11 protein-coding genes are annotated in these 12,325 nt (G+C 62.6%); 8 read left to right on the top strand and 3 right to left on the bottom strand.

The window, feature by feature from the left end; all coding sequences use genetic code 11:
• Positions 1-96 precede the first annotated feature (96 nt).
• Positions 97-966, top strand: coding sequence for an aldose 1-epimerase (locus FHK92_RS13500; RefSeq protein WP_181288478.1), 870 nt, complete (start codon positions 97-99; stop codon positions 964-966).
• Positions 967-1,105: 139 nt separating this feature from the next.
• On the opposite strand, the gene FHK92_RS13495 is transcribed toward FHK92_RS13500, so the two are convergent.
• On the bottom strand, positions 1,106-1,906 hold the full coding sequence (locus FHK92_RS13495; protein WP_181288477.1) for a sulfite exporter TauE/SafE family protein: 801 nt from the start codon (positions 1,904-1,906) through the stop codon (positions 1,106-1,108).
• 138 nt (positions 1,907-2,044) lie between these two features.
• On the opposite strand from FHK92_RS13495, the gene FHK92_RS13490 reads away from it, so the two are divergent.
• Positions 2,045-2,908: an MBL fold metallo-hydrolase gene (locus FHK92_RS13490; RefSeq protein ID WP_181288476.1), complete on the top strand. Its 864-nt coding sequence runs from the start codon at positions 2,045-2,047 to the stop codon at positions 2,906-2,908.
• A gap of 259 nt (positions 2,909-3,167) precedes the next feature.
• Here the strand turns inward: FHK92_RS13490 and bkdR are convergent, their stop codons facing one another.
• Positions 3,168-3,656, bottom strand: coding sequence for a Bkd operon transcriptional regulator BkdR (gene bkdR / locus FHK92_RS13485; RefSeq protein ID WP_003202929.1), 489 nt, complete (start codon positions 3,654-3,656; stop codon positions 3,168-3,170).
• A 194-nt stretch (positions 3,657-3,850) separates the two neighbouring features.
• Here bkdR and FHK92_RS13480 point away from each other — a divergent pair, with 194 nt between their 5' ends.
• From FHK92_RS13480 to FHK92_RS13460, 5 genes are all read left to right on the top strand, one after another.
• Positions 3,851-5,086: a 3-methyl-2-oxobutanoate dehydrogenase (2-methylpropanoyl-transferring) subunit alpha gene (locus FHK92_RS13480; protein ID WP_030141238.1), complete on the top strand. Its 1,236-nt coding sequence runs from the start codon at positions 3,851-3,853 to the stop codon at positions 5,084-5,086.
• A 1-nt stretch (position 5,087) separates the two neighbouring features.
• A complete protein-coding gene (locus tag FHK92_RS13475) occupies positions 5,088-6,146 on the top strand; it encodes an alpha-ketoacid dehydrogenase subunit beta (protein ID WP_030141237.1) in 1,059 nt (352 codons plus the stop codon).
• Entirely contained in the window at positions 6,147-7,412 is a 1,266-nt protein-coding gene (locus FHK92_RS13470; RefSeq protein WP_181288475.1) for a dihydrolipoamide acetyltransferase family protein, read from the top strand.
• A 3-nt stretch (positions 7,413-7,415) separates the two neighbouring features.
• On the top strand, positions 7,416-8,798 hold the full coding sequence (gene lpdA / locus FHK92_RS13465) for a dihydrolipoyl dehydrogenase (RefSeq protein ID WP_181288474.1): 1,383 nt from the start codon (positions 7,416-7,418) through the stop codon (positions 8,796-8,798).
• Between the two features lie 282 nt (positions 8,799-9,080).
• Positions 9,081-10,100, top strand: a complete 1,020-nt coding sequence (locus tag FHK92_RS13460) for a branched-chain amino acid aminotransferase (RefSeq protein WP_181288473.1) — start codon at positions 9,081-9,083, stop codon at positions 10,098-10,100.
• 209 nt (positions 10,101-10,309) lie between these two features.
• On the opposite strand, the gene FHK92_RS13455 is transcribed toward FHK92_RS13460, so the two are convergent.
• Positions 10,310-11,239 (bottom strand): DMT family transporter, encoded by a 930-nt coding sequence (locus tag FHK92_RS13455; RefSeq protein ID WP_181288472.1) that lies wholly within the window; start codon positions 11,237-11,239, stop codon positions 10,310-10,312.
• 114 nt (positions 11,240-11,353) lie between these two features.
• On the opposite strand from FHK92_RS13455, the gene FHK92_RS13450 reads away from it, so the two are divergent.
• On the top strand, positions 11,354-12,148 hold the full coding sequence (locus tag FHK92_RS13450; RefSeq protein WP_181288471.1) for an AraC family transcriptional regulator: 795 nt from the start codon (positions 11,354-11,356) through the stop codon (positions 12,146-12,148).
• The last annotated feature ends 177 nt before the right edge of the window (positions 12,149-12,325 follow it).

The raw sequence follows: 12,325 nt of genomic DNA, 5'->3' as shown, positions 1-12,325 counted from the left end.
CAGCCTCGCTTCGCTCGGCAGCTCCTACAGTGCAGCCGAGCGGGAGCAAGCTCCCTCGCCACAAAAGCTTTCAGCCCTTACAAAAAAGACACCGCCATGACACCACCTCTTCTCCATCTCGAAGACGAACTCACCCGCCTCACCCTGGCCCCACACCTGGGCGCCAGCCTCGTTGAATGGACCTTGCGCAGCACCGGTGCCCCCCTGCTACGCCCGCCCGCGCCGCAAGCGGTGGAGAACGGCCTGCCGGGCAAACTCGGCTGCTTCCCGTTGATCCCCTGGTCGAACCGCATCGCCCAGGGTGGTTTCGATTGCCCAAGCGGCTGGCTCGCCCTGGACGCCAACAGCCCCAACGATCCATTTCCGATCCATGGCAGCGCCTGGCAGCAACCGTGGCAAGTGACAGAGCAGAGTGCCCAGGAAGTCTTGCTGCAACTCGACAGCCAAACCCCTTTCGCCTATTGCGCAAGCCTGCGGATCCGCTTGAGTGGCGGCCAATTGCAGATGGCGCTGCACGTCACGCATATGGCCGAACAGGCTGCCTGGCACGGGTTGGGTTTGCATCCCTACTTCCCACGCACAGCCGGTACCCGCCTGCAAACCTGCGCCAGCGAAGTGTGGATGTGCGACGCCTCAAAACTGCCAACCGAACTGAGGGGCGTTCCCTCGGAGTGGGATTTCCAGCATGCGCAGCTACTGCCGGACACCCTCGTCGACAACGGCTTCGGCGGCTGGGACGGACGGTGCCTGATCCAACAACCAGACCTGGGTTATGAATTGGAATGCCGCGCCAGCGGCAGCGATTATTTTCTGTTGTACTGCCCCGTGGGGTTGGATTTCTTCTGCATCGAACCGGTGAGCCATCCGGTCAATGCCCATCACCTGCCAGGACGGCCGGGGTTGCGTTTGCTGGAACAAGGGCAATCGGTTGCGTTGGGGTTTTCGATGCAGTGCCGAGAGTTGTAAAGCGCGCCGATCCCCGTGGCGAGGGAGCTTGCTCCCGCTCGGCTGCGAAGCAGACGCCCTGGCTCAAGACCGTATGGGCCTGCTGCGCAGGCCAGCGGGAGCAAGCTCCCTCGCCACAAAAGCCCCCCTGCCCAGATCGCTACGCCCGCACCAGCATAAACACCGCCACCGCCAGGCACACCCCGGCAAACCCAACCTGCAACGCCCGCGCCGGTACCTTCGCGGAGAACCGTCGCCCCAGGAACATCCCGACGACGCTCGCCGCAATGAACACCGCCCCAACCCGGTCGATGCTCACCCCGGCATGAAACGCACCGACCACGCCGATCAACGAAATCAGGCTGATGACCATCAAGGAGGTGGCGACAATCCCGCGCATCTGCACGTCAGTGAGTTGCTTGAACGCCGGTACGATCAGGAAGCCGCCACCCACGCCCAGCAACCCCGAGACCATGCCCGTCACCGCGCCCAATGCCGACAGCGTGGCGGTGCAGCGTGCGGTCCAGGCCAGGCGGCCGGTCTGGCGATCGAGCATGCAGTTCTTTTGGCCCCAACTCGCCGCGCCATGATCGCTCGGGCCGGGTTGCGCGGTTTCACGACGCAGCATGCGCGCCGCCACCAGTACCATCAGCAGGCTGAACAGAATCATCAGGATTTTTTCCGGAAGCTGGTGGGCGAAATAGATGCCCACCGGCGAGAACACAGCGCCCAGCAGCGCAATCAATAACGCCGCGCGGTAACGCACCAGGCCATGGCGCAGCCCATCGATGGCGCCCACCGCCGCCGCGCTGCCCACGGCGAACAACGCCACCGGTGCAGCATGGGTCATGCTCCAACCCAGGCCCAACACCAACGCCGGAACGGCCAGAATCCCGCCGCCCGCCCCCGTCAAGCCAAGGACCAGGCCCATGACCACACCAAAAACACTTGCCAGTAACATTCAGGTTCTCTCAAGCCGCGCACACCTGTTGGCAGGTGCGATCGCATTTGCAGGACGCCTTGGCCCTCACTAAGCTGCGGACCATATGTTGTAAACCCCAAGCGTAGCAACCGCTTCTTCCCGCACAGGTCCGCTGTCATGCCCGCGCAGATTCAAAGCTTTCTCGATCCCGCTTCAAAGACTTACACCTACGTGGTTTACGAGCACGATGGCGGGCAATGCGCGGTGGTCGATCCGGTGCTCGACTACGACCCGGCCTCGGGCCGCAGCGGTACCGCGCAGGCAGATCGGGTGATCGCTTTTGTGCGCGAACATCAACTTACGGTGCAATGGCTGCTGGAAACCCATGCCCATGCCGACCACCTGTCCGCCGCGCCTTACTTGCGTCGGGAACTGGGCGGCAAGATCGCCATCGGCGAATCCATCGGCCAAGTGCAGAACGTGTTCAAGACACTGTTCAACCTGGAGCCGCAGTTCGCCGTGGACGGTTCGCAATTCGACCACCTGTTCGCCGCCGACGAGTCCTTCCTGATCGGCAATCTGAAAGCCACCGCTCTGCACGTGCCCGGACACACCCCGGCGGACATGGCCTACCTGATCGACGGCGACGTGATCCTGGTGGGCGACACGCTGTTCATGCCCGACGTGGGCACCGCCCGCTGCGACTTCCCTGGCGGCAATGCCCGCCAGCTCTACGCCTCGATCCGCAAGTTGCTGGCGTTCCCTGCCGGCGTGCGGCTCTACGTTTGCCACGACTATCCGCCGGAGGTACGCGAGCCCCAATGCATGAGCACCGTGGGAGAGCAGCGCCAGCGCAATATCCACATTCACGATGGCATCGACGAAGCCGCGTTCGTGGCCATGCGGACCCAGCGCGACAAGACGCTTGGCATGCCGACGCTACTATTGCCGGCGATTCAGGTGAATGTGCGGGCGGGACATCTGCCGCCGGCCGAGGGTAATGGCGTGACCTATTTGAAGATTCCGATCAACCAGCTCTAGAAGCTTGGGGCTGCTGCGCAGCCAGCGGGAGCAAGCTCCCTCGCCACAGAGGTGGGTCTGCTTGCAGTGATGTTGGATTTGATGGCCTCTTCGCGAGCAAGCTCGCTCCCACAGGGTTCGGCGGTGATCGCAGAACTCGACCAAAGCACAATCCCATGTGGGAGCGAGCCTGCTCGCGAAATCGGTAGGTCAGGCGGCAATGCACCATCAGGAACCCACCCATCCCCTGGAGCTGCCGAAGGCTGCGATCCTTTGACTTTCAGGTTCCCAAGGTCAACCCATTGGCCGGCAACGGCAGCGCAGTCTTGTAGCGCACCTGCTTGAGCGCAAAGCTGGAACGGATGTTCGCCACGCCCGGGACCTTGGTCAAAAAATCCATCATGAACCGCTCCAGCGACTGGATCGTCGGCACCAGCACGCGAATCAAATAATCCGGATCGCCGGCCATCAAATAGCACTCCATCACCTCCGGCCGGTCGGAAATCGCCTCCTCGAAGTGTTGCAGCGCCTCCTCCACCTGCTTCTCCAGGCTGACATGGATAAACACGTTGACGTGCAACCCCAGCAAGTCGGCATCCAGCAGCGTGACCTGCTCGCGGATCACTCCCAATTCCTCCATCGCCCGGACGCGGTTGAAGCACGGCGTCGGTGACAGATTCACCGAACGCGCCAGATCGGCGTTGGTAATGCGGGCGTTCTCCTGAAGGCTGTTGAGAATGCCGATGTCGGTGCGATCCAATTTGCGCATGAGACAAATAACCCTGTTTTTTATCGTTGTGCAGATTTTTTATCTGCAAATGATTCGAACAGCAAGTTAAGAGAGAAAAATATTCTTCTTCGTCGAGCCTATGATTGTTGTAGGACAATTTCCCACCTACCCAGGGAAATTCGTCAGCTAGCGCGCCCACTACAAGAAATTCACAAGATCGAGCGTAGAAAGCCATGAACCCAGCGTACGAACCGCTACGCCTGCACGTTCCCGAACCCTCGGGCCGTCCCGGCTGCAAGACCGACTTTTCCTACCTGCATCTGTCCGATGCCGGCACGGTGCGCAAACCTCCCATCGACGTCGAACCCGCCGACACCGCCGACCTGGCCCGTAGCCTGATCCGCGTACTCGACGACCAGGGCAACGCCCTGGGCGACTGGGCCGCGGACATCCCTGTCGAGATTCTGCGCAAAGGCATGCGTGCCATGCTCAAGACGCGCATCTACGACAACCGCATGGTGGTCGCCCAGCGTCAGAAAAAGATGTCGTTCTACATGCAAAGCCTTGGCGAAGAAGCCATCGGCAGTGCCCAGGCCCTGGCGTTGAACATCGACGACATGTGCTTCCCCACCTACCGCCAGCAAAGCATCCTGATGGCCCGCGAGGTGCCGCTGGTGGACCTGATCTGCCAACTGCTGTCCAACGAGCGCGATCCGCTCAAGGGCCGGCAGTTGCCAATCATGTATTCGGTCAAGGACGCCGGTTTCTTCACCATTTCCGGCAACCTCGCCACGCAATTCATCCAAGGCGTGGGCTGGGGCATGGCCTCCGCGATCAAGGGCGACACCAAGATCGCCTCGGCCTGGATCGGTGACGGCGCCACCGCCGAATCGGACTTCCACACCGCCCTTACTTTCGCCCACGTCTACCGGGCGCCGGTGATCCTCAACGTGGTCAACAACCAATGGGCGATTTCCACCTTCCAGGCCATTGCCGGCGGTGAAGCCACGACCTTCGCCGGACGTGGCGTCGGCTGCGGCATCGCTTCGCTGCGCGTGGATGGCAACGACTTCATGGCGGTCTACGCCGCCTCGCGCTGGGCCGCCGAACGTGCCCGTCGCAACCTCGGCCCGGCACTGATCGAATGGGTCACCTACCGCGCCGGCCCGCACTCCACCTCGGACGATCCGTCGAAATATCGCCCCGCCGACGACTGGAGCCACTTCCCCCTGGGCGATCCGATTGCCCGCCTCAAACAGCACATGGTGAAGATCGGCCAGTGGTCCGAAGAGGAACATGCGGCAGTCACCGCCGAACTCGAAGCCGAGGTAATCGCCGCGCAGAAGGAAGCCGAGCAGTACGGCACCCTCGCCGGCGGACAGATTCCAAGCGCCGCGACCATGTTCGAAGACGTCTACAAAGAGATGCCGGAGCACTTGAAGCGCCAGCGTCAGCAGTTGGGGATCTGACATGAACGATCACAACAACAATATTGCGTTGGACACCGCCATGACCACTACCACCATGACCATGATCCAGGCCCTGCGCTCGGCCATGGACGTGATGCTCGAGCGCGACGATAACGTCGTGGTGTTCGGCCAGGACGTCGGTTACTTCGGCGGCGTGTTCCGCTGCACCGAAGGCCTGCAGAACAAGTACGGCACCTCGCGGGTGTTCGACGCGCCGATTTCCGAAAGCGGCATCGTCGGCGTGGCGGTGGGCATGGGCGCCTATGGGCTGCGGCCGGTGGCCGAGATCCAGTTCGCCGACTACGTCTACCCGGCGTCGGACCAGATCATTTCCGAAGCGGCGCGCCTGCGTTATCGCTCGGCCGGCGAATTCACCGCACCGATGACCTTGCGCATGCCCTGCGGCGGCGGCATCTATGGCGGCCAGACCCACAGCCAGAGTATCGAGGCGATGTTCACCCAGGTCTGCGGCCTGCGCACCGTCATGCCGTCCAACCCCTACGACGCCAAGGGCCTGTTGATCGCCTCCATCGAAAACGATGACCCGGTGATCTTCCTCGAACCCAAGCGCCTGTATAACGGCCCGTTCGATGGCCACCACGACCGCCCTGTAACACCGTGGTCCAAGCATCCGCAGGCGCAAGTGCCGGACGGTTACTACACCGTGCCGCTGGACGTCGCCGCCATCACCCGTCCGGGCAAGGACGTGACCATCCTCACCTACGGCACCACGGTCTACGTCTCCCAAGTCGCCGCCGAAGAAACCGGCATCGACGCCGAAGTCATCGACCTGCGCAGCCTCTGGCCGCTGGACCTTGAGACCATCGTCAAATCGGTGAAGAAAACCGGTCGTTGCGTGGTCGTCCACGAAGCCACCCGCACCTGCGGTTTTGGTGCCGAGCTGGTGTCGCTGGTGCAAGAACATTGCTTCCACCACCTGGAAGCGCCCATCGAGCGTGTCACCGGTTGGGACACCCCCTACCCGCACGCGCAGGAGTGGGCGTATTTCCCAGGGCCGTCCCGTGTGGGCGCGGCGTTGAAACGGGTCATGGAGGTCTGAATGGGCACGCACGTTATCAAGATGCCGGACATCGGCGAAGGCATCGCGGAAGTTGAACTGTCGGTGTGGCACGTCAAGGTTGGCGACATGGTGGTCGAGGACCAGGTGTTGGCCGACGTCATGACAGACAAGGCGATGGTAGACATCCCCTCGCCGGTGCATGGCCGGGTCATCGCCCTGGGTGGCGAGCCCGGTGAAGTCATGGCGGTGGGCAGCGAGCTGATCCGCATTGAAGTGGAAGGCGCGGGCAACTTGAAGGAGTCGGCGCAACCGGCTCCAACTGCGGCGGTGCAATTGCCAAAGCCAGCGCCAGTGGCAACGCCTGAACCCGTGGTGGAACAAACCGCCGCACCACGCTGCGCCCCGCAGGCTCCCGTGGCCCGGGATCCAGACGAGCGCCCATTGGCCTCGCCGGCCGTGCGCAAGCATGCGCTCGATCTCGGCATCCAACTGCGCCTGGTCCAGGGCAGCGGCCCCGCCGGGCGGATTCTGCATGAAGACCTCGAAGCCTATCTCGCTCAGGGTTCGTTGGCACAAGCCAAGGGTGGTTCGGGCTATGCCGAACGCCACGACGAGCAGCAGATCCCGGTAATCGGCATGCGCCGCAAGATCGCCCAGCGCATGCAGGAGGCTACCCAGCGCGCCGCCCATTTCAGCTACGTCGAGGAAATCGACGTCACGGCCCTGGAAGAATTGCGGGTTCACTTGAATGAAAAACACGGCGCCAGTCGCGGCAAATTGACCCTGCTGCCGTTTCTGGTCCGGGCGCTGGTCGTGGCCTTGCGCGACTTCCCGCAGATGAATGCCCGCTACGACGACGAAGCCCAGGTCATCCATCGCTCCGGCGCGGTGCATGTCGGCGTCGCGACCCAGAGCGATGTCGGCTTGATGGTGCCGGTGGTGCGTCACGCTGAGGCTCGCAGCCTGTGGGACAGCGCGGCGGAAATCTCGCGCCTGGCCACAGCGGCGCGCAATGGCAAGGCCAGTCGTGATGAGCTGTCCGGCTCGACCATCACCCTGACCAGCCTCGGTGCGCTGGGCGGGATCGTCAGCACACCGGTGCTGAACCTTCCGGAAGTGGCGATCGTCGGCGTGAACAAGATCGTCGAGCGGCCTATGGTGATCAAGGGCCAGATCGTGATCCGCAAGATGATGAACCTCTCCAGTTCCTTCGATCATCGGGTGGTCGATGGTATGGACGCGGCGCAATTCATCCAGGCCCTGCGTGGCTTGCTCGAACAACCTGCCACTTTGTTTGTGGAGTAGGCGATGCAGATTCTGAATACCAAACTACTGATCATCGGCGGCGGCCCTGGCGGTTACGTAGCGGCGATTCGCGCCGGCCAACTGGGCATCGAGACGATCCTGGTGGAAGGCCAGGCGCTGGGCGGTACTTGCCTGAACATCGGCTGCATCCCGTCCAAGGCGTTGATTCACGTCGCCGAGCAGTTCCACCAGACGCGTCACCACAGCCAAGGCTCGGCCTTGGGTATCAACGTGTCGGCGCCAACCCTGGACATCGGCAAGAGCGTGGAGTGGAAGGACGGCATCGTCGATCGCCTGACCACCGGCGTCGCCGCGTTGCTGAAGAAGCACAAGGTCCAGGTCATTCACGGCTGGGCCAAGGTCATTGATGGCAAGACCGTCGAGGTCGGCGACACGCGCATCCAGTGCGAACACCTGCTGCTGGCCACCGGCTCGAAAAGCGTCAACCTGCCGATGCTACCGATAGGTGGACCGATTATCTCATCCACCGAAGCCCTAGCGCCTACCTCGGTGCCCAAGCATCTGGTGGTAGTCGGCGGCGGCTATATCGGCCTGGAGCTGGGCATTGCCTATCGCAAGCTCGGCGCCGAGGTCAGCGTGGTCGAGGCCCAGGAACGGATCCTGCCGGCCTACGACGGCGAGCTGACCCAACCGGTGCATGAAGCGCTCAAGCAATTGGGGGTGAAGCTGTACCTCAAGCACAGCGTCGAGGGTTTCGATGCCCAGGCCAGCACCTTGCAAGTCCGTGATCCCAATGGCGACACGTTGAACCTCGACACCGACCGAGTGCTGGTGGCGGTTGGGCGCAAACCCAACACCCAAGGGTGGAACCTGGAGGCGCTGGGCTTGGAGATGAACGGTTCGGCGGTGAAAATCGACAACCGTTGCCAGACCAGCATGCGCAATGTCTGGGCCATCGGCGACCTGAGCGGCGAACCGATGCTCGCCCACCGGGCCATGGCCCAGGGCGAAATGGTCGCCGAGCTGATCGCCGGCGAGCACCGGGAGTTCAACCCGACCGCCATCGCGGCGGTGTGCTTCACCGATCCGGAACTGGTGGTGGTCGGCAAGACGCCGGACGAGGCCAAGGCTGCCGGCCTGGACTGCATCGTTTCAAGCTTCCCGTTCGCCGCCAATGGCCGGGCGATGACGCTGGAATCGAAAAGCGGTTTCGTCCGCGTCGTGGCGCGCCGGGACAATCACCTGATCATCGGTTGGCAGGCCGTTGGCGTGGGGGTGTCGGAGCTGTCCACCGCGTTCGGCCAATCCTTGGAAATGGGCGCGCGCCTGGAAGACATCGCCGGCACCATCCACGCCCACCCGACGCTGGGCGAGGCCGTGCAGGAAGCGGCGTTGCGGGCGTTGGGGCATGCGTTGCATCTGTAGGCTTGTGCTACCCCCGTGGCGAGGGAGCTTGCTCCCGCTGGGCCGCGAAGCGGCCCTGAATCTGGCGACGGGTTTATTCAGTCACACCGCGTCTAACGGGTTACGACTGCTTCGCAGCCGAGCGGGAGCAAGCTCCCTCGCCACGGGAAGTCGGCAGGAAATATCTCCTGCTCCTTATCGAGCAAGCTGCGAAACACCCCCGGAATGAAGTATTGTTGTTCCCATTCAAAAACGTCAGAAGCCTTGAACCGTTTCGACGGTTGTCAGGAAATAGAGGGTGTCATGGGTAACGAGAGCATCAATTGGGACAAACTGGGCTTTGACTACATCAAGACCGACAAGCGCTACCTGTCGCACTGGCGCGATGGCGCCTGGGACACGGGCACCCTGACCGACGACAACGTGCTGCACATCAGCGAGGGCTCTACTGCCCTGCACTACGGTCAGCAGTGCTTCGAAGGCCTGAAGGCCTATCGCTGCAAGGACGGTTCGATCAACCTGTTCCGCCCGGACCAGAACGCCGCCCGCATGCAGCGTAGCTGCGCCCGCCTGCTGATGCCGCACGTCGACACCGAGCAGTTCATCGAAGCCTGCAAACAAGTGGTCCGCGCCAACGAGCGCTTCATCCCGCCTTATGGCACCGGCGGCGCGCTGTACCTGCGCCCGTTCGTGATCGGCGTGGGTGACAACATCGGCGTGCGCACCGCACCCGAGTTCATCTTCTCGATCTTCTGCATTCCGGTCGGTGCCTACTTCAAGGGCGGCCTGACCCCGCACAATTTCCTGATCTCCAGCTTCGACCGCGCGGCCCCACAAGGCACCGGCGCGGCCAAGGTCGGTGGCAACTATGCCGCCAGCCTGATGCCCGGTTCCCAGGCCAAGAAGGCCAGCTTCGCCGACTGCATCTACCTGGACCCGCTGACCCATTCGAAAATCGAAGAAGTCGGCTCGGCCAACTTCTTCGGCATCACCCACGACGACAAATTCATCACCCCCAACTCCCCGTCGGTCCTGCCAGGCATCACCCGCCTGTCGCTGATCGAACTGGCGAAATCACGCCTGGGCCTGGAAGTGATCGAAGGCGACGTGTACATCGACAAGCTGTCGGATTTCAAGGAAGCCGGCGCCTGCGGTACCGCTGCGGTGATCACGCCGATTGGCGGCATCAGCTACAAGGACAAGCTGCACGTCTTCCACAGCGAAACCGAAGTTGGCCCGATCACCCAAAAGCTCTACAAAGAGCTGACGGGCGTGCAGACCGGCGACGTGGAAGCGCCAGCGGGTTGGATCGTCAAGGTTTGATCCAAGCTTCCAGCGCGGAAAGCTTTTGTGGCGAGGGAGCTTGCTCCCGCTGGACTGCGCAGCAGACCCAAGATCTTGCGGTCGCTGCGCAACCGAGCGGGAGCAAGCTCCCTCGCCACAGTAGCCGCATCTGACTGAGTGGCGAGACAGTTCAGTCAAAAAGCCCACCCCTGCGCTTACAGGGGTGGGCTTTTTTACGCTTCGTTCAGTTACTCCCGCCGCAAAACCGGCCATCGTCCCCAGCGCTGGCGAAACCATCCGTAGCCGCTGACCAGCAAGATCCCGCCCAGCACCAGCACCGCGCCAACGATAAAGTTCGGCTCCAGCGGTTCATCCAGCAACCAGACACCAAAGCCGATGCCGAACAGTGGCGTCATGAACGACAGCACCCCCAGTTGCGAAGCCAGGTACCGGCGCAACAGGGAGAACCAGATCAGGAAGCTGGCGAAAGACACCAGCAGCACCTGGAACGCCATACTCGCAATCAGGGATGGCGTGGGGTTGATCGTCAGTTGTCCCAGCGCTGCCGACATGCCGATCAGCAGTACCCCGGCGCCCACCAATTGATAGAGCAGCGTCTGGCTGGCCGGCAAGTCCGTCAGCCGTGAACAGCGTACCGTCACCGTGGTTGCACCCCACAGCGCGCCGGCCAGCAAACCCATGCCATCGCCGAGCAACGAGCTGCCGTTCGCCGCACCCGAACCGCCACTGAAGGCCACCACGATCCCGCTGAATGCGACGGCAATGCCCAGCCATTGCGCCGGCTTGAGACGCTCACTCGGCAGTTTCCAGTGCAGGCCGAGAGCGGCGAACATCGGTGCGGTGTAGAGGAAAATCACCATGTGCGAAGCCGTCGTATGGCGCAGGCCTTCACCCACCATCACGAACTCCAAGGCAAACAACAACCCCACCAACAGGCCGGGGCGCCAACTGCCGTCGGCCAGGGACAGGCGTTCACCGCGCGCCAGCACCAACAGCCAGACCAGTACCGCGGCGATGGCCGAGCGCACGCCCAGTTGCAGCATTGGCGCCATGTCGGCGGCGCCGGCCTTGATCGCGACTTGCTGGAAACCCCAGATGGCACAGAGGCCAGTCATCAGGGCACTGACCTGGCCATCCAGGGCGCGGCGGGTGGTCATGGCAAAGGTCCTTTGGGCAGAAATAATAAGATGAACGGATTGCCTGCCTGACACCTTTGCTGGATATAGTGATTACCCGACAAGCCATCCCGGTAATCCGCCATTGCGGTCGATATGCAGCCTCCAGCCCAACACCTGAAGATTCCTCCGTTCGATGCGGCCCTGCCTTCGCCGATTTTCTTCCGCAGCGCCTGCATGCCGGCCCACGCCACTTACCCGCGGCACCGGCATGCCTGGGGAGAGTTCGTCTACTCCTACAGCGGCGTGATGGAAATCGAGATTGCCCAGCATCATTACCTGGCGCCACCGCAGTACGGCATCTGGCTGCCGCCGGACATGGAACATGTTGGCTTCAATCGGCACGAGGCCTGTCATTGTTCGTTGTACCTGGCGGCCGAACTGTGCGGCGCGTTGCCGGCCGTACCTTGTGCGCTGACCTTGAGCCCGCTGATCCGCGCGTTGCTGGAAGAACTGCGCAACGACCCGCCGAGCCAACCCCAGACGCCCGAACAGCAGCGCTTGTTGCAAGTGCTGGTGGACAAGCTGACGCAGGCGCCCCACGTCGGCAGCTACCTGCCCTCCTCGGATGATCCGCTGCTGGGCCCTGTGTTGCGCGCTCTGGAGGCAAACCCCAGCGACCCGCGCTCCTTGCCGCAACTGGCCCGCGCCGCCAACACCACCGAGCGCACGCTGATGCGCCGGGCCCAGCGGGACCTGGGCATGTCATTGGTGGAATGGCGCCAGCGTCTGAAAGTCATCGAGGCACTGGCCTTGCTCGAACGTGGCCAGAGTGTGGAAACCATCGGTCTGGACCTGGGCTACAGCAGCGCCTCGGCGTTCATCAGCATGTTTCGCAAGATGATGGGGACCACGCCGGATGAATATCGGCGCAGGCATTTGGTTGGATGATGTGGCGGTGCTGGAATCGCCATCGCGAGCAAGCTCGCTCCCACAGGGGCCTTTTGGCGTTTATCAGTTTTGTGTTCAGCGCAAATCCATTGTGGGAGCGAGCTCGCTCGCGATGGCGCCACTGGGTTTAACGTCGATATCGGCACTGACCCCAAACCGCCCTGCCATTTCCCGGCG

Origin of the sequence: Pseudomonas brassicacearum subsp. neoaurantiaca, assembly GCF_013608025.1 — a bacterium.
In the GTDB taxonomy this organism is placed as follows: domain Bacteria; phylum Pseudomonadota; class Gammaproteobacteria; order Pseudomonadales; family Pseudomonadaceae; genus Aquipseudomonas.
Note: the sequence above shows the minus strand (reverse complement) of the source record. Positions and strands in the feature narration are given on the sequence as shown.

Bases quoted from the DNA above. Each gene is read 5' to 3' on its own strand.
- FHK92_RS13460 (WP_181288473.1), top strand. From the start codon at position 9,081: ATGGGTAACGAGAGCATCAATTGGGACAAACTGGGCTTTGACTACATC.
- FHK92_RS13470 (WP_181288475.1), top strand. From the start codon at position 6,147: ATGGGCACGCACGTTATCAAGATGCCGGACATCGGCGAAGGCATCGCG.
- FHK92_RS13480 (WP_030141238.1), top strand. From the start codon at position 3,851: ATGAACCCAGCGTACGAACCGCTACGCCTGCACGTTCCCGAACCCTCG.
- FHK92_RS13450 (WP_181288471.1), top strand. From the start codon at position 11,354: ATGCAGCCTCCAGCCCAACACCTGAAGATTCCTCCGTTCGATGCGGCC.
- FHK92_RS13500 (WP_181288478.1), top strand. From the start codon at position 97: ATGACACCACCTCTTCTCCATCTCGAAGACGAACTCACCCGCCTCACC.
- FHK92_RS13455 (WP_181288472.1), bottom strand. From the start codon at position 11,239: ATGACCACCCGCCGCGCCCTGGATGGCCAGGTCAGTGCCCTGATGACT.
- bkdR (WP_003202929.1), bottom strand. From the start codon at position 3,656: ATGCGCAAATTGGATCGCACCGACATCGGCATTCTCAACAGCCTTCAG.
- FHK92_RS13495 (WP_181288477.1), bottom strand. From the start codon at position 1,906: ATGTTACTGGCAAGTGTTTTTGGTGTGGTCATGGGCCTGGTCCTTGGC.
- FHK92_RS13475 (WP_030141237.1), top strand. From the start codon at position 5,088: ATGAACGATCACAACAACAATATTGCGTTGGACACCGCCATGACCACT.
- lpdA (WP_181288474.1), top strand. From the start codon at position 7,416: ATGCAGATTCTGAATACCAAACTACTGATCATCGGCGGCGGCCCTGGC.
- FHK92_RS13490 (WP_181288476.1), top strand. From the start codon at position 2,045: ATGCCCGCGCAGATTCAAAGCTTTCTCGATCCCGCTTCAAAGACTTAC.